The following is a 16,442-nucleotide window of genomic DNA, read 5'->3' as shown; positions in this document are numbered from 1 at the left end:
GGGTAAGAGCTTCGTTGGCGCATGGAAATCCTGGCGATAAGGGCGATGGTGTCCGCTTAAAAATACGCGGACACCATCGCCCTTAATGCTGGAGTTCGGTAGGTGTGTTCGCCATCCGCTTACGATGAAAGAGAGAAAATTATCAGCGCAGTGAAACGGTATGCGTCCGCTGCTCAGATCAAATACATGAAGTAGGAGCTAGGAAGAAACAGAGAGCGCCCTAAAAGAAGGACGATACAACGTAGGTGAGAAACCTAGCGCAACGCCACATTGCGCAAAGTCTGAGTCGAGATGCCTCTAAAACGAAGCATGAGTATCTCCGCGTGTTCCGCACCAGTCAAGACCTGATTGGGACTCCTCTCCTCTACGGCTAAACCTGGCTTCCATCCAAGAAGCTACCTAGCCGCATGTGTGCGGAAAATATTAGAGGTTTTTAACCATGCAAACTGAACACTCGTGTCATCCCCTCCCTTTCACCGTTGAGGTGGCAGGTCATGATCTGGACTTCCGCCAAGTACGTCTCGATGACCGTACGGCTACCGGTGCGCAGATTGCCGCAGCCGCAGGCTTCAAGCCCGACCAGTTGCCAATTGTTTTGCAGCTTCTCGAATCCGGTGCTCAGGAAGATATCCGCCCCGAGGAGACGGTGACGCTGCACGACGGTGCAAACCGCTTCATCGTTATCGAGTCGGATCGCAAGTACATCCTGACTGTCGACGGAGCTCGCCTGGAGTGGCCGTGCGCGAAAATTTCGGGCCATACCATCCGCAAACTCGCGGAGGTAGATCTTGCCAAGCGCCTGCTGCTGGAGCGTGAGGACGAGGCCGATCTGGAAGTCGAAGATAATCAGCTCATCGACTTGGATGCTTCCGGCATCGAGCGCTTCATCACCCGCAAGGCTATCTGGAAGCTCAATATCCAAGGCGAGGTTTACGACTTCTCGAAGCCGGTTATTTCCGTACGCGAGGCCATCTCGACCGCAGGCTTGGATCCGAACCAGAACTGGCAAATCTTCCTGATTGTTCGCGATCAACCTAAACGCGCCCTGACTCTCGACGACGAGATCGACCTGCGCCCGGCAGGCATCGAGAAGCTGCGCCTAACGCAGAAGGACGTAAGCAATGGCGAGACGGCTATGCCGGTTCGTCGCGAGTTCAAACTTCTTGACCGCGACGAGCAGCATCTGGACGCTGCTGGGCATCTCTGGGAGACCCGGCTGACCAGCGACGGGGGCCGTTGGTTGCTGCTCAACGACTATCAACTGCCCTCCGGTTATTCCGAAAAAACCGTGCAACTGGCATTGAGCATTCCATCGACCTACCCGAACACGGCGATGGATATGTTCTACCTGTACCCAGCGGTTCGTAAGGCTGATGGCACCCTGATCCCGCAAACGGAGGCGACGGTGGACGTTGATGGGCTTCCCTTCCAGCGGTGGTCTCGCCACCGCGGGTGGAACCCGACGACTGACAACGTCATGACTCAACTGGCGATGGCTGAAGGCTGCATTCACAAGGAGGTCGATCAGTGAGCAACGGATCTCGTCTCGTACTGACGGCCGAGATCTACACCGCACTTCGGGAACACCTGTTCCCGGGGGACGGTAAAGAGGCCGCAGCTATTCTCATCTGTACCCGCACTCCTGGGTCCACATTTAAGCTTCTGTCCAAAGAGCTGATTTTGGTGCCCTACGATAAGTGCGCGGTCAGGCAACCTCACGCGATCACTTGGCCAGGTGATTACCTTGAGGAGGCTATTGATCAAGCGCTTCCTCACAAACACTCGATCATCCTTGTTCATTCTCACCCAGGAGGACTGTTCCAGTTCTCACAGGTAGATGATGACAGCGATTCGGGCACCATGGTTTCTCTGTATCAAGGGGTCGACACGTTCCACGGCTCAGCCATCATGACGCCTAATGGCGCCATGCGAGCGCGGGTCTACCACAATGGTGGAACCCCTAAGGACATCGACATGGTCACTGTCCCAGGCGACGACATTCGCTACTGGTTCCCTGGTGGCTCTGATCAGCCAGAGCCACTGGCCTTCACCTCCGATATGACCGCCACGCTCGGTCATCTCACCGCTGCGGTTGTTGGCGTATCCGGAACAGGCTCGATCGTGGCCGAACAACTCGCTCGACTCGGATTTGGCCGGCTAATCCTGATCGACCATGATCAGGTCGAAGCCAAGAACCTCAATCGGATCCTCAACTCCACGCTTGAAGACGCGAAGAACTCCCGCCCCAAGGTCGATGTTTTTGCTGCTGCTGTCGAGAAAATCCGCGGCCCTAACATCGTCCAGGCCATCAACAAGACAGTGCTCAGCAGAGAGGCCGTGCTGGCCGCATCTGATGCCGACGTTCTCTTCTGCTGCGTAGATTCTCACCAGGGAAGGTTGATCTGCGACCTTATGGCATCGAGCTTCCTCCTCCCATTGCTCGATGTCGGCGTGACTATCCCTACACGCCTGTCAAACAAGAGCGTACGGCAGATTCATGATGTACTGGGGCGGATTGACTACGTTCAGCCTGGCGGATCAACGCTTTTCGCCAGAAAGGTCTACACCGCCCAGTCGCTCAGCGCTGAGGAGCTGAAGAACACAAACCCCAAGGCTCACAGCGAGCAGGTAAAGCAGGGATATATCTCAGGGATTCAAGAAGAGGCGCCATCCGTGATCACGTTGAATATGCGAGCAGCAAGCGCCTGCGTGAACGAGTATGTTGCTCGAGCCTTCCCCTTCCGTGAGGATCCCAACCATAAGTATGCACGCACTCGGTTTTCGCTGTCTGGATGCTATGAGGAGCATGAAGCCGAACGCGACCTCCCACGGTGCGAGTCTCCAAATCTTGCTCAAGGTGATTACGAGCCTCTACTGGGCCTTCCTGCCCTGGGAGCAACTTGATGAGCCTCTTCAGAGCGTTAATACGCAAACTCGTACTGAGATTTGACGCCCAGCTTCCTCCTCGGCGGCTCATCGTCGTCAAAGGGGACTCCCTACCCTCAAAAATGCCAATTCGCGCGATCGTTCTGGCTAAGGATAACGGCGAAGACTGGTCAGTCGGGATGCAGTGTCCCTGCGGATGCGGCCGAACTATCGAGCTTCTGGTGATTGATGAAGCCAAGCCGCGGTGGGACTACAGCGTCGACTCTGATGGTCATCCTTCGCTTCACCCCTCGGTGTGGTTGAACAACGGCTGCCGCTCACATTTTTGGCTCAAAAAAGGCCGTATCCACTGGTGCAGTTGAGCAACTCCACCCGAATAGATGAAACCTACACATCGAGAGGCGGACCTAATGCGTATGAAAGGTTTGGAACGACTGGCGCAGAGCATGCGAGCGCTGGATGTCGATTTGCAGCAATTTCTCTTCAAAAACGGGGCTGCCAGCTTTGATTGCCTGTTCTCCATGCGAGGGGCCTACGAGCTCTCCCTGACCTCTCGGGGGGAGAATCCCAAGTTTTTCCTGCTCCCGATTACCTATGACTTTCAACTGTCGACCTATTTGAGCAGGGACAAACTCAATGAACTGATGAATGTCTTGAGAACTCACGGGCTATCGACCCAAGGATTCAGCACCTCACGTTTCTTCCAGAACTTGGACTTGGCTGTCCCGCAGGAGGCTCAACCAGACCGCGTTCCTACCGCAGCGGGCGTTCTATCTCTCCGCCATGATCTGGAGGAGCGGGATCGACCATTTTTCGACACTTGGGTTTATTGGAAAGAACGAGGCCCCCGGCGGGAAAACCTGGACAAAACAATGAAGCTTTTGGGCCCAGAAGCGTACGCGTTCAGCGTCAAGCACCGGGCTTCGTCCAAATGGAGCGCAGATGATCTTAAGCGGTCTTGGAAGTAGCCCAGAACCCAGCATAAGCGGTCGATCAGCGAAGGGGCTACCTGAGCTTGGGCTCGGTCGATGAATACAATTCAAGAGCATGGAGAGCTGCGTTTTGAGCTACCCAGTACAGCGGGTCGAATTCTCATACCCACGCCCGGACCTACGACACATCAAAAGCGGCGTCGGAAAACTGAAAGAAGACCATATCGTCTGGTGGTATAACTCGATCCGCACCAACACCCGAGGGGAACGCACCATTCCCGAAGTCGAGGTGATGTTCAAGAAGCTCACTAACGACATACCTTCGTCGGTACCCACCTGGGCCTCGGTGCCGCTGACTGCGTTGCCTCACTACCCCATTGGAAGCATCTGGCGAGGGGGACAGTGCATTTCTGACACGGTGATGGAGGTGATGAAGTTCGATATCGACTTTTCACCGGAAAAATGGGAGGTCACCAGTCGAGCAGCACTCATTGATGACGACCAGGCCAACGTCTTCCATGAGAATGACTACCCGCTTAAATTCACGCGAGACCTGAGCACATTAATCAATTTCAGATTGCCCGAGGGAAAGAACCTTCTCGTTCCCTGTATCGAATTTTTTGTGCGGGCCTACGCGAGGAACATGGCGATCTGCAAAGCGCTCAGCACCCTGACACTCAAGGATGCTAGATCAGTCTTTTTCAAGTGTCAGCTACGCGATGCCTTCAGGTGGTTTATCAAACCAACTGATCCGATGCGCAATGCCGACGCAGTGTTCCTCGCACACCTTCTATACGACGATTACGCCGAAGATCAGGTGAGGAAGCTCAATACCTCCTTCATATCCAAAGGACCGAATACAAAGGTATTCCCCAGCGTAGGGCCTTGGTTCAAGGGGCAAGGCCAACTGCTGTGCCAAGGCCGCTGGATCAATGAAGGAAACACATTTCTATGCTTAAGACTCTTGGGTTCCACACAGCCCAAAGGACAAGAGATCGAGGTGTTCAGGGAATCGTTCGACCCCACCGGCGGGGAACAGGGAAAAAATGTCGTCCTACCCCAGGTCATCAGAACCGCCCAAGCCGAAGAATTTCTTGCTGAAGAGTCATACCTACCCCCTGATGCCCAAGGAGAGAAAGTGGTTCTAAAGACGCCGCCATTCGAAACCTTGGGGCCCAAACGTGCAGTGAAAAAAATAAAATCGTTGAAGGACACTAATCGCGGCATAAGGGGTCCACAACCGCCGGACGCCGAATCTTATTCCAGCGGCGATGGCACGGGAAACGGCAAGGGGGTCGGCAAGTCCGAACACGTTTCCGACGTCGTGTTGGAGTCACACGGATTTTTGCTCGATATCTGGAATGCGTTTCTCTCGATCAAGCGCGACAACCCTGAACGTGTGTCAGAGGTTAGCTGGTATGCACCGCCACATTACGGCACTTCCAGCCCACCAAGGATCATTTTGTTCAACAGGGATGATTTGGATTGGACCACACTAGCCCAGTGGCATTGGGTGAGCCTCGAACCGATGGGCTCCCAACGGCGGGGCTTCATGATCCTGCGAATAGTGGTCGATAACCAGACCTTCTACTGCTTCGAGATTGAGCGACAGGAACCCAGCGAAAGGTATCCAAACCCTCGCGGATTTTCAGGCGTGCTTATGAAAGCACACACTTCTGATCCGGTTGAGTTTGAGCAGTTTGTAGGAGAGGTGTGTAAAAAGATCAGGAACAATCTTGGCATTTTCAAAAACATCATGAGTTCGTTTCCGAAAGGATCCATCGTAATCGCACATCGCTCCCAGGATCAGAATGTTCGCTATCGCAAGAGGCTGATCAGTGCCTTCAAACAGATGAAGGTTGTTCTGCAGTAATTCGGCTATCCATAGGAGCGTTCAGGTAGCTGCGTGCTGACGGTACCCAGAGAACCTTGCCCTCATGCTCGACGTTGAATCCTGCCACGCCATTGAAGCTCTCAGGCCGATACACAAGGGGATGCCGGCTTATCCTGCGGATGTTGTGAAAATAGGCCAGTGCCTTCGAGATCCACGTTGCCTCCGATAAGAGATCGGCGTCCTCTTTCAACAGAGCTACCAGCTCACGCTCGGCTTTGTCTCTCTTGGCTTTTTGGAGCCATTTCTTCTCTGGTCGCGTTTGCAGCTGGGTGTTGTGCGCCTTGTTCAGGTACCCGACAAATCCCGTGATCGCCGCTACCTGACCAGGCGAGCTGCGCCAAAAGGCTTCGAGTGTCTTCATCGTCGGGAGCACTTGAGGTGACAACGCGGCCAGCGTGAGGAAATTTACCGCAGAGCGTAGGGCCATTCGGACTGATCGCACATCCACCTCATTGCTCTCGATACGCGACTTAAAGCCTGAGTAGTACCCGTGTAGCAGCTGTTTGGACCAGAAGTCGGGCAGTTCAGAAAGCAACTCGGACACCCGACGCTGCTCTGAGTGCTCCTCACGCATTTCGGCGCTTACGCTAACCGCACCGATATCCTGGAGCCAACGCATCGGGTTTTCAGCTTTACGCAGCCTGGCAGCTCCGAAGACAGCCAAGAGATGATCGTAAGGCGGGACCTCGCCCCAATGCTCATCGAGCTTGGCGAAGAACGCGTAATGGCCGTTGATAGCCAACGCAGCTCTGTTCGCCCCAGTCCGAGACAGAAGCCATTGCGAAAATGCTTCGTAGTGCTGTTGAATCCGTGGACTGCTAAAGCCAGCCAAATTCGCCGCAACTCGCTTGGTGAGTAAGCCTATCCAATAACAGCTTTCACACGTCTTTCCACGCCCTGCCGGCATGGCTGTACCGCACTTCTCGCAAAGACGCTCAGCCCCACCGTGACATGCTTTGCAACGCAATACACCATGCTGGTCAACGACTAGCACCCGATGCCGCTTGCAACTCGGACACGTCGCTCCAGCCAGCTCCCGGCATTTGTTGCAACTGCGCAAGCCCGTCTTGGAGCTAACCGCCAAGCGCTGGGAAAGCTTGCCGCAGGCTTGGCAAGGCTCAGCCTCACGGAAGTATGGAACACAGGGTTTACATACCGGCCCGTAGTCTGACCTCATGCCAATGGCAAACTCGGTTTTCCCGCAGCGCACACATGCCCCGGCACGCTCACAGGGGCCGCAATGGGCCGAGAGATCGAAATTTGGTAACCGGCGAAGATTGCCACATCCAGGACATAGCCGGCGCTTGAAAAGACGCGCATAGCAGTTTTCACAATAGCGGCAGTGATTGTGAATCTTCTTGGCTTTCACCATGGCACGGCCACATTCGTGACAACCTGCCTCACGGCCCACTTCAGTGGATACCATCTCTACGAATCCTTCTCTGAAGACGCAACCACATTCGCCAGACACTCGACGGATCGCGGGTGAGATCCTGATTGGTGATGCTCGGCGAACAACGTGGGCGACACATCAACGCCGACGCCATGTGAGTCAAAATTTCAGGGGCATATCGTTTCGGCATAGGTAGAAAAGAGTGCGGAAGCGATGCAACCTTTGAGCACTCGATGAAGCGCTCGGGCCCCGCCTGCATTATCACCCATGCAGGTCCCATGAACGCACAACGCTCAGCAGGCCCCAGATACTCGAAAGGCAATCCCACCGATGATATCGGACAAGCAGCCAGCTCGACTTCCATCAGTCGGCAGAACATTCTGGAGGACGCCGTGGGATGACGAACAATGGCTCGAAGCAGACTGATAATGACACGAGCAACAAACATCCACTCAGCGAAACTGATCTCGGCCTTCCCGAAGAATGTGCACTCTCCATAAAGCTCATCTGCAAACTCCTGGAAAGCCAGTGCGTCAGCAGAGCCGGAGGATGAAGCCCAAGCTTCCATTTTCTCTCCGCAATGATGACATTGCGCGAGGCTGTCCCCTACATGCAGCAAGGCAGGTTGCAGAGCGGATAAACAACGCGGACAACGATCGACCAACAATGACCGATGGAGAGGGCAACAGGTGTGCCAGGCAAGGCGATCTTGAATTAGATAGTGCGGCTCTAACTCCCCCATGCACGCAGGACAGCACTGGAGGCCGCCGGCATGGAAATGATTTCTGCATCCCAACACCAAAATCCATGGCCACAGATTGCTGGCCGTCAGGAAAGCTTCGGAGTGCAATGCGCGAGATACAGGAAGGAGCGTACTGGCAGCCAAATCGGTACTACTAAGCCCAGTAAGCCGGGCCAGAATCGAGAGACGCGATTCGCCCACCCCTCTGTCTAGATCGACGCACCAGATTCGCGAATTCGGCCAGGCGAATTCAGTGAGTGTTTCCGGCATGCAAGCGTGAACCAATGCCGTTCTCACCAACCACGATGAGAACAGCTCGTCGGCCAGAAGCTGAGGCGTAAATGGCCATCTGGGGTTCAGACCACAAGATGCCGGATGCCACGTGTAGGACGCGTCCACGACTTGCTCTCGATGAGAGGTCGATCAATACATTCCTTACCGGAGGTGATCGCTTCCGTTGCACACTCAACCAACAGTCTGTGTAAGTCGCCCGTGTTGCCGCCAGAGATCGAATGAAGGAGTTGGGCCAGTTCTGGTTGGAACAGATTCGAGGGCTTCTTCAGAGGGAGTACCAATTCAAATCCCTTGAGCAGCCGCTGAAAATCAGCATCCAGCTTCCAGGTCTCAAGCTTGATCACATCGAAACGGCTGGCATGCTGAGGATCAATGTGCAGGATCTGGACAGCGTCTGGAGTCCCCACCCCCACGATGGGAATCATCAGTGTGTTGCATAACAGCTTGAGTGCATTCATCACTTCGCGCTGCTTGATCGCTGAGCCGGTGAGCATCGAGTGAATCTCATCGATGATCAACATCTTGACCTTCAACTCTCGGAGCGCATGAGTTACCTGATACCTCAGCTTTACCTTGGTATCGGTTGCCCGGTAGGGCATCCATAGCTGCTCCAGAATCGCGATGTACAGCTCTTTCTCGTCGGCAGAGGTGGGCGACTCAGCCAGGATAATCGGCCTCACAGGCTCGTTATCTTCGTTGGCATACCCCTCACCCCGCAGCTTGTAGAACTGACGGATCAACGTAGTTTTGCCGTTGTTCGAGTCTCCGACCAATAGCAGGTTTGGCATCCGAGGACGCTTGTGGGCTTCGAGAAGCGAATCCAAAGTGCCAAGGATATTGACGGCCGACTTATAGGCGATCCACCGCGGCTCTCCCATGAAGTGAATCCGCTCTCGGTCCGTCAGGTCCATCACCGGTCGGAAATCCACGTGCAGGTGTGCATAGTCCTTCATTGGATGACCCCATCAAATTCAACATCGCCAAGAAGAAGCCCCTCAATAACTGGGGCGATGGGAACAGGTGCTGGATTGGAAAACGATTTATCGGGCTGAGCAGGGGTTCTGTTCTTGCTATGGACTTTAGTCTTCTGTGCAGCACGCCGAGTCTTTTTGGTGGTTGATACAGCGTCCTCAACCACGGCGCGCCGCTCGACGATGATTTTGCTAATGAGCGCTTCGTCGACGTGCTTACGACCCTCATCAACCGCTTGCTGCTTAGCTGCGCGATACTCCCAGACCGTCGCCGCAGGGAATGCCTGATTGGCGACCGGGACGCGGAAATACTGCTTGAGCACCGGGTCATAGAACCAGATCACGCTGATGTCTCTCGGATCGCGCCTGAACACAAACTTTCGGGCCAATCCGGTCTGCGGATCCTTGGTGTTGATCCAGTGCCGAAGAGCTTCAGAGTAATAGAAGACGTCGATCTGAACTCCGTAAGTTTGGACCGTCCGCTCGTAGTACGGCATGAAATCCAATTGCACCGTGTGAGGATCGTCAGGTCTCGGCGGGATGCAGACCAGAGGGTCCAATTCACGGTTACCGAAGAAGCCAAGATGCCATTTACGCGATGGACTCATGTACAGCGCAGAATGCACCTCGTTGTGATACAGGATGATGCTCATCACCAACCAGCGCTCGAACTCATCCATTGTCAGAGCGGAATGCTTGTCTGAATCGTAGCCCTCACGATCCGTGATATTGCCAAACGTGGTGCCCGGCAGATCATGCAGCATCGTCATGAAGTTGCCGAGGAGCCGCTCAATATGGCCGCCATATTTGGGCTTCTTTTTAGGACGGAAATTGTTCTCGATGTTGTAATTCGCGCACGAACGCCGGATGTCCTCAGCTTTGAAGTCAGCTCCATTGTCCGTGTGAACAACACGCGGGAATCCCCAGACCGGCCACTCACCCTCTACCTTGTGGAGTAGAAGCCAATTTTCTTTTGGCAGGAAGGAGTGCGACAGACACATACCAACCGAGATAGCAGAGGGCTCCTCCAACGCCAGGTAATAGCCGGTGATCATGCGCGAATGTACATCGATCGCCAGCGTCAACCAGAGCCGGCCAAGGGGCTTGCGATGCCGATCATCCACAATGATCAGGTCAATCGGGGTATGGTCGATCTGTACGACCGCCAGCGGGTAATCGGCACCTGGAAAACGCCCTACTGAGGGGGTGTGCCGGTTGTAGGCTTTGTCTGCGTAGCCTCGCCGGCGTAACACGATCTTCTGAGGAATGCTTTTGATCCGGGCCCTGACGGCAGAGGCACCGGGGGGCTCAATGCCCATGGCCTTGGATCTCTCCTCAATCTCCCGGATGCAGAAGGGAATCGATTTGCGCTGAGGATTCAGATAGACCTCATCAATGACATTACTGATGAGCTTGTCAGCCTGGATGGTCAGACGACTACTCCCTGCTTTCCATCCCCGTTTACGGGGAACCAGCGCCAGCACCTCATGCCAATTACGATAGCGCTCGATCCACCGATAGAGCGTCGCAGTGTCGACGCCGACTTCCTTCGCACGCTTCTCTACACTATCGCGCTTGACGATCGAGTGATTGATGAACGGTTGGATCGCAGAAAAGCGTTGTTGGGCAATGGCCCAGTCATCAGAGCTGATGGTCGATACGTCGTGGTTCACATACAAGCCGTCGAGCTTGTCCTGCTCGACAGCTCTGAGTTCAGGTACACGAAGCGATTCACACTTGCCCGTTTCCACCTCAAGACCAATCACGACCTGTAAATCGACGATCTGAACGATGCGGAAGATTTCCTTCTCACGTCGAACCATTGCACCGACCTCGATCGCTATCCGTGCTCTCGACGGTGTGAAAGGCTGGAGATGCTCCTCGGTATCGACCTCATAAATGTTCATGGCGCGGTCACCCACAGTTCAAGGTATTCGTTCAGCGGTTCGTTGATATCGCACTGAACCAGACCCACAGCAATTAGGTGCCAGAGCAGTGAAACTCCACGCCCTCGATAGATGCCGTTGAAGTGTCGAGCCAATAGGTAATGCACCGGCGCAACCTCCATGCCTTTGATGGTGCCCAGCACCATGTCGATGTCTTCCTTGTCGAAGGTATACCGCTCGAAACGCTCCAAAAACACGATGTTTTCGAGAGCAGTGCTCCTGATCCTTGATTCGTCATAGATGCTGAAGGACCAACCTTCCTCCCGAGCATAGCGACGGGCAACCTTCCACTTGGCTCGCCAAGCCCGCCAATTTTTCCGCCACTCATAGGCAGGTTTCACCTCCACGAGCATCGGTTTGATGTATGCCTCTGGGTAGGTATCGCCCTGATGGAAGTAGACGAGGAAATCCGGCGTGTAGGTGTTAGCCCGGCCGGATGGATCCACGAAGTCGACCTTAATCGGCTGTGCGATGACTGTCTCAACTCGATGGTCGAACCGCATCAGCTTGAGGAAATCTCGCTCCAGCAGCGACTCGAAAGGAATGCCTCCAACGCCTCGGAACGGCAAAAAACCTGAAACGCTGCGCCAAGTCGCATTGATCTTTCTGACCTGCTTAGGCCGGTCGCATCTATTTCCAATCATTGTCAATCCTGTCGCAGCTATTTCGATAGATTTTCGCATTTATTTCAGCAGCTGAGAACGGCGTTTTTCGGCCTCTAGCCTAGCGCTTTCGCACCAATTTCGAAAGCCGACAGTGGCAGCCGACCACAACCGGGCGAAATCACCCTGGCCCACCACGGTGTTTTGTTTCTGGATGAGTTGCCGGAATTCGACCGCCGCGTACTGGAGGTGCTGCGTGAACCGATGGAGTCAGGACATATCGTGATCGCCCGGGCGCGCGACCGGATACGCTTCCCGGCTCGCTTTCAACTGGTGGCCGCCATGAACCCATGCCCCTGCGGCTATCTCGGCGAGCCCAGCGGGCGCTGCCGTTGCTCTACCGATCAGATCCAGCGTTACCGTAACAAACTGTCTGGCCCGCTGCTGGACCGCATTGACCTGCACCTGACCGTGGCACGTGAGGCCACATCTTTGATGGCCACCGCAACGGGCGGCGAAACCACCGCCAGTGCGGCGGCCAAAGTGGCCGAGGCCCGTGAGCGCCAGCAACGGCGCCAGGGCTGCGCCAACGCCATCCTCGACCTGCCGGGCCTGCGCGCCCACTGCCCGTTATCCACAGCCGACGAGAAATGGCTGGAAACGGCCTGCGAACGCCTGACCCTGTCCCTTCGCGCGGCACACCGCTTATTGAAAGTGGCGCGCACCCTGGCCGATCTGGAAGGCAAGGACGCCATCGAGCGCAATCATATCGCCGAAGCGTTGCAGTATCGGCCGGCGAGTCAGTGAGCGGCCATCAAAAGTCCTCCGGACGACTGCGCACCAGTCGCACTCGCCTGTCGCTATTGGCCTGCAGTTCATCGGTGGCAAACCTTGGGTCGTCCTGCAAGGCCTGGAATACCCGATCGGAAACGCCAACGGTAAACAGCGTCAGCATAAAGTCGCGCAAAGAGACGCCATCGGCCTTGCCGGCCTCGATGTGGCGCACCGTGCGCAGAGATATGCCGGCCCGCTGGGCCAGATCGACTTGTCTCAAGGCCATGCGCAGGCGTGCCTGCCTGACCAGCAGGCCGACTCTGTAAAGCATGGTTGAGCTCTGGACTGGAAAGTAGTCCTTCATAAGGGATCACCCTGGAATACCTTATACGGTTTAAGGCAGCATACAGTGATACTTTATGACGAGATACCTTGGCGTTCAGGCAAGAAAAAGCCCCGCCAGCGCAAGCGCGGGCGGGGCTTTTTTACCTGCAACCGTTAGCCGCGAGGCTTGCGATTGGTGATCAGGGTACCGACGCCGCTGTCGGTGAAGATTTCCAGCAGCACCGCGTTCGGCACCCGGCCGTCGATGATGTGCGAGCTGTGCACGCCGCCTTGTACCGCTTCCAGTGCGCAACGAATCTTCGGCAGCATGCCGCCGTAGATGGTGCCGTCGGCGATCAGGCCGTCGACCTGCTCGGTGGTCAGGCCGGTCAGTACGTGGCCCTGCTTGTCCATCAGGCCTGCGATGTTGGTCAGCAGCATCAGTTTCTCGGCCTTGAGGGCTTCGGCCACCTTGCCGGCGACCAGGTCGGCGTTGATGTTGTACGACTCGCCGTCAGGGCCGACGCCGATGGGCGCGATCACCGGAATGAAGTCGCCTTTGACCAGCATGTTCAGCAGGTCGGTGTTGACCCCGACCACTTCGCCCACATGACCGATGTCGATGATTTCGGGCTTGGTCATTTCCGGGGTCTGGCGGGTAACGGTGAGCTTTTTCGCACGAATCAGCTCGGCGTCCTTGCCGGTCAGGCCGATGGCGCTGCCGCCATGGCGGTTGATCAGGTTGACGATGTCCTTGTTGACCTGGCCACCGAGGACCATTTCGACCACGTCCATGGTCTGCGCGTCGGTGACGCGCATGCCATCGATGAAGTGGCTTTCGATGGACAGGCGCTTGAGCAGATCACCGATCTGCGGCCCGCCGCCGTGCACCACCACCGGGTTGATGCCAACCGCTTTCATCAGCACGATGTCGCGGGCGAAGCCGGTTTTCAGCTCTTCGCTCTCCATGGCGTTGCCGCCGTACTTGATGACCAGCGTCTTGCCGACAAAGCGGCGGATGTAAGGCAGCGCTTCGGACAATACCTTGGCGACGTTGGTGGCGGCATCACGATCGAGGGTCATTCGGGGCTCCAGTCAAAGATCAAAACAATCAGAACGGCAGTTCGAGGTCCGGCGCAACTTTCTTGAGCTCGGTATGGAAGACGCTCTGGATGCGCTGCAATTCAGCTTCGGTTTCAGCTTCGAAGCGCAGCACCAGCACAGGTGTCGTGTTGGAGGCACGCACCAGACCCCAGCCCTGCGGATAATCAACCCGCACGCCGTCGATACTGGTCAGTTTTGCGTCGCCCCATTGAGCGTCCTTTTCCAGGGCCTCAATGATGCTGAACTTGGTGACATCGGTCACCTTGATATTGATTTCCGGCGTCGAAACGTCTTCCGGGAAGGACGCAAACAGGTCTTCGGCGTTTTCGCTCTTCTGGCTGAGAATTTCCAGCAGGCGTGCGGCGCTGTAGATACCGTCGTCGAAACCGAACCAGCGCTCCTTGAAGAAGATGTGCCCGCTCATTTCGCCGGCCAGCAGGGCACCGCTCTTTTTCATCTGTTTCTTGATCAGCGAGTGACCGGTCTTCCACATCACCGGGCGGCCGCCATGTTCGCTGATCAGCGGGGTCAGGCGACGGGTACATTTGACGTCGAAAATGATGTCGGCACCCGGATTGCGTTCCAGCACGTCCAGGGCAAACAGCATCAGCAGGCGGTCGGGATAGACCACGTTGCCTTCGTTGGTCACCACACCGACGCGGTCGCCGTCGCCGTCGAAGGCCAGGCCCAGGTCGGCACCGGTTTCCTTGACCTTGGCGATCAGGTCCTGAAGGTTTTCCAGCTTGCCCGGGTCCGGGTGATGGTTAGGGAAGTTGCCGTCGACTTCGGCGAACAGCGAAATAACCTCGCAGCCCAGCGCTTCGATCAGTTGCGGGGCAATTACGCCGGCCGCACCGTTGCCGCAGTCGACCACGACCTTGAGCTTGCGGGCCAGGGCGATGTCGTTCTTGATGTAATCGGCGTAGCTGCCCAGGATCTCTACCGGGGTGACGCTGCCCGGCCCGGTCGGCAAGTCGTTGCTGCGGATGCGTTGCAGCAAGGCCTGAATCTGCTCGTTGGCCAGGGTGTCGCCGGCGATCACGATCTTGAAGCCGTTGTAGTCCTTGGGGTTGTGGCTGCCGGTGAGCATGACGCCGGTCTTGCCGGCCAGCACATTGGCGGCGTAGTACAGCGCAGGCGTTGGCACCAGGCCGACATCGCTGACGTGGCAGCCGCTGTCGACCAGGCCCTGGATCAATTGTTGCGAAAGCTCCGGGCCGGACAGGCGACCGTCACGGCCGACGCTGACGTTGGGTTCGTTCTCGGCCAGGCTCTGGGCGCCGATGGCGCGGCCGATCCAGTAAGCGGTTTCGGCATGAAGGGTGTCGCCAACCACGCCACGAATGTCATAGGCGCGGAAAATGGTGTCGGGTAGCTGGGGTGCCACGGATGCTGGGCTGTTCATTGTGGGGGAGAGCTCCGATCTCAGGAAATTCTGGTTGTCGTCGAGAAGGTCGATATCGAGAATATCGGTGTCCTGGAACAGCGGATCGCGCAGCTCAAGGTCCGGGACGGTGGGCGGTAGCGGTGGTGCTACTGCAACGCTGCTTGCAGCGCTGTGCGCGCCCGCGTGCGCAGGGCCGCGCAGCGAAAAACGGGCCAGGGCCTGGGCCAGGCCTTGCAGGGCTGGCAGGCTCAAACCGAAAGGTTTGACGGTTTTTCCGCCAGAGAGTTCTTGCAGCAGTTGATCGAGCTGCCGTGCATCGGCACTGATTCGCCGTTGCAGGGCGCGCTCATTGAGGTACAGACCCAGAACGATGCCACCCAGTGCAAGCAGGACGGCCAGGCCCAACAGTAGCCAGGGCGGTGAACTTTGCAAGGCCGCGCCCGGCGTAAACGTGAGCTGCCATCCGGGGTAGCCGATGCTGAACTTCACAGGCGTTGCGCCGCTGTCATTGCCGCGCTGAACAAAGACTTGCGCAGGGCCGTCACCGAACTGCTGACTGAGCACGACCCGGCCAGCATCGTCAGGAATCGCCGGCATGGCGCTGAGCAGGCGCTGCACATCGAAGGCCAGTAGCAGCGTTCCGCTGGCAGGCTGGCTGGCGTCGCTGCGCAGGGCGGCAGCACTGTAGATCACCCAGCGCTCGTCGATCTTGCGTGCCTCGGGCGCCGGCGCCTGGCCCTGAATCGCCTTGTTGAGCATGTCGAGCGTGGAAAAGCTCACCGGCACAGGGCCCTGGCTATCGGTGTCGGCCAGGCCTTTGGGGCTGATCCGCGCACCGACGACACCGTCCCAATAGCGAAACGGCTCCTGGGCGGCCTTGAGCGCTTGCGGGTCGTTGCCTTGCACAAGCTGGGCAAGGGCCGGGTTGCTGGCCGCCGCGCGGGTGTCGGCATCGATCTGGCGCAGCGCCAGGTTGATGGCGGCGGCCTGGCTGTTACCCCAGGCCTGTACCTGTTGCTGATACTGCTGCGGGTTGCCGGACAGGCCGATACCGACCAGCAGGACACCCGCCGCAAGGCCGATCAACGCCGGGATCAGGCCGGGCAGCAGAGCGTTCAGGCCTGCCGAGGCAGGCGCCGGGCTATCTGCTGCTGAATGCTTCGCTGTGCTGAGCTGACTGCCTTTCACCCGAC

The 16,442-nt window shown here is 56.8% G+C and carries 13 protein-coding genes and 2 pseudogenes; 6 read left to right on the top strand and 9 right to left on the bottom strand.

Going from position 1 to position 16,442, the window contains the following annotated elements; translation table 11 throughout:
• Nucleotides 1-439: 439 nt before the first annotated feature.
• From ACYP2A_RS15480 to ACYP2A_RS15460, 5 genes are all read left to right on the top strand, one after another.
• Nucleotides 440-1,531 carry a multiubiquitin domain-containing protein gene (locus ACYP2A_RS15480; RefSeq protein ID WP_459746251.1) on the top strand — a complete coding sequence of 364 codons (1,092 nt, stop codon included), beginning with the start codon at nucleotides 440-442 and terminating at the stop codon, nucleotides 1,529-1,531.
• On the top strand, nucleotides 1,528-2,904 hold the full coding sequence (locus ACYP2A_RS15475; RefSeq protein WP_459746249.1) for a ThiF family adenylyltransferase: 1,377 nt from the start codon (nucleotides 1,528-1,530) through the stop codon (nucleotides 2,902-2,904). Before ACYP2A_RS15480 ends, ACYP2A_RS15475 begins: the two co-directional genes overlap by 4 nt.
• Nucleotides 2,904-3,248, top strand: coding sequence for a DUF6527 family protein (locus ACYP2A_RS15470; protein ID WP_459746246.1), 345 nt, complete (start codon nucleotides 2,904-2,906; stop codon nucleotides 3,246-3,248). Before ACYP2A_RS15475 ends, ACYP2A_RS15470 begins: the two co-directional genes overlap by 1 nt.
• Before the next feature lie 48 nt (nucleotides 3,249-3,296).
• Nucleotides 3,297-3,854, top strand: coding sequence for a DUF6037 family protein (locus ACYP2A_RS15465; RefSeq protein ID WP_459746245.1), 558 nt, complete (start codon nucleotides 3,297-3,299; stop codon nucleotides 3,852-3,854).
• Nucleotides 3,855-3,948: 94 nt separating this feature from the next.
• Nucleotides 3,949-5,691 (top strand): hypothetical protein, encoded by a 1,743-nt coding sequence (locus tag ACYP2A_RS15460; protein ID WP_459746243.1) that lies wholly within the window; start codon nucleotides 3,949-3,951, stop codon nucleotides 5,689-5,691.
• On the opposite strand, the gene ACYP2A_RS15455 is transcribed toward ACYP2A_RS15460, so the two are convergent.
• The 6 genes and pseudogenes from ACYP2A_RS15455 to ACYP2A_RS15430 form a co-directional block, all read right to left on the bottom strand.
• Entirely contained in the window at nucleotides 5,663-6,454 is a 792-nt protein-coding gene (locus tag ACYP2A_RS15455) for a hypothetical protein (RefSeq protein WP_459746242.1), read from the bottom strand. The genes ACYP2A_RS15460 and ACYP2A_RS15455 overlap by 29 nt on opposite strands.
• A gap of 670 nt (nucleotides 6,455-7,124) precedes the next feature.
• Complete coding sequence (locus ACYP2A_RS15450; RefSeq protein WP_459746270.1) at nucleotides 7,125-7,673, bottom strand: hypothetical protein; 549 nt, start codon at nucleotides 7,671-7,673, stop codon at nucleotides 7,125-7,127.
• 105 nt (nucleotides 7,674-7,778) lie between these two features.
• A pseudogene (locus ACYP2A_RS15445) lies at nucleotides 7,779-8,246 on the bottom strand (TniQ family protein); the annotation flags it as partial.
• Nucleotides 8,204-9,094, bottom strand: coding sequence for a TniB family NTP-binding protein (locus ACYP2A_RS15440; protein WP_459746241.1), 891 nt, complete (start codon nucleotides 9,092-9,094; stop codon nucleotides 8,204-8,206). The gene ACYP2A_RS15440 and the pseudogene ACYP2A_RS15445, both read right to left, overlap by 43 nt.
• Complete coding sequence (locus tag ACYP2A_RS15435) at nucleotides 9,091-11,019, bottom strand: Mu transposase C-terminal domain-containing protein (protein WP_459746240.1); 1,929 nt, start codon at nucleotides 11,017-11,019, stop codon at nucleotides 9,091-9,093. The genes ACYP2A_RS15440 and ACYP2A_RS15435 overlap by 4 nt, the downstream gene beginning before the upstream one ends.
• Complete coding sequence (locus tag ACYP2A_RS15430; protein ID WP_459746266.1) at nucleotides 11,016-11,561, bottom strand: TnsA endonuclease N-terminal domain-containing protein; 546 nt, start codon at nucleotides 11,559-11,561, stop codon at nucleotides 11,016-11,018. The genes ACYP2A_RS15435 and ACYP2A_RS15430 overlap by 4 nt, the downstream gene beginning before the upstream one ends.
• Nucleotides 11,562-11,816: 255 nt before the next feature.
• Here ACYP2A_RS15430 and ACYP2A_RS15425 point away from each other — a divergent pair.
• Nucleotides 11,817-12,467 (top strand): annotated as a pseudogene (locus tag ACYP2A_RS15425) (ATP-binding protein); the annotation flags it as partial.
• A gap of 7 nt (nucleotides 12,468-12,474) precedes the next feature.
• Here ACYP2A_RS15425 and ACYP2A_RS15420 read toward each other — a convergent pair.
• From ACYP2A_RS15420 to ACYP2A_RS15410, 3 genes are all read right to left on the bottom strand, one after another.
• On the bottom strand, nucleotides 12,475-12,798 hold the full coding sequence (locus ACYP2A_RS15420) for a helix-turn-helix domain-containing protein (RefSeq protein ID WP_459746239.1): 324 nt from the start codon (nucleotides 12,796-12,798) through the stop codon (nucleotides 12,475-12,477).
• A 134-nt stretch (nucleotides 12,799-12,932) separates the two neighbouring features.
• Complete coding sequence (argB, locus tag ACYP2A_RS15415; RefSeq protein WP_459746238.1) at nucleotides 12,933-13,841, bottom strand: acetylglutamate kinase; 909 nt, start codon at nucleotides 13,839-13,841, stop codon at nucleotides 12,933-12,935.
• A gap of 28 nt (nucleotides 13,842-13,869) precedes the next feature.
• A complete protein-coding gene (locus ACYP2A_RS15410) occupies nucleotides 13,870-16,437 on the bottom strand; it encodes a phosphomannomutase/phosphoglucomutase (protein ID WP_459746237.1) in 2,568 nt (855 codons plus the stop codon).
• Between the last annotated feature and the right edge of the window lie 5 nt (nucleotides 16,438-16,442).

It is taken from the genome of Pseudomonas sp. 3A(2025), assembly GCF_054589175.1.
Note: the sequence above shows the minus strand (reverse complement) of the source record. Positions and strands in the feature narration are given on the sequence as shown.

What these genes read in the sequence shown, in the direction of transcription:
- ACYP2A_RS15470 (WP_459746246.1), top strand. Translation starts at nt 2,904, where the DNA reads ATGAGCCTCTTCAGAGCGTTAATACGCAAACTCGTACTGAGATTTGAC.
- ACYP2A_RS15450 (WP_459746270.1), bottom strand. Translation starts at nt 7,673, where the DNA reads ATGGAAGCTTGGGCTTCATCCTCCGGCTCTGCTGACGCACTGGCTTTC.
- ACYP2A_RS15440 (WP_459746241.1), bottom strand. Translation starts at nt 9,094, where the DNA reads ATGAAGGACTATGCACACCTGCACGTGGATTTCCGACCGGTGATGGAC.
- ACYP2A_RS15480 (WP_459746251.1), top strand. Translation starts at nt 440, where the DNA reads ATGCAAACTGAACACTCGTGTCATCCCCTCCCTTTCACCGTTGAGGTG.
- ACYP2A_RS15420 (WP_459746239.1), bottom strand. Translation starts at nt 12,798, where the DNA reads ATGAAGGACTACTTTCCAGTCCAGAGCTCAACCATGCTTTACAGAGTC.
- ACYP2A_RS15465 (WP_459746245.1), top strand. Translation starts at nt 3,297, where the DNA reads ATGCGTATGAAAGGTTTGGAACGACTGGCGCAGAGCATGCGAGCGCTG.
- ACYP2A_RS15430 (WP_459746266.1), bottom strand. Translation starts at nt 11,561, where the DNA reads ATGCGGTTCGACCATCGAGTTGAGACAGTCATCGCACAGCCGATTAAG.
- ACYP2A_RS15435 (WP_459746240.1), bottom strand. Translation starts at nt 11,019, where the DNA reads ATGAACATTTATGAGGTCGATACCGAGGAGCATCTCCAGCCTTTCACA.
- argB (WP_459746238.1), bottom strand. Translation starts at nt 13,841, where the DNA reads ATGACCCTCGATCGTGATGCCGCCACCAACGTCGCCAAGGTATTGTCC.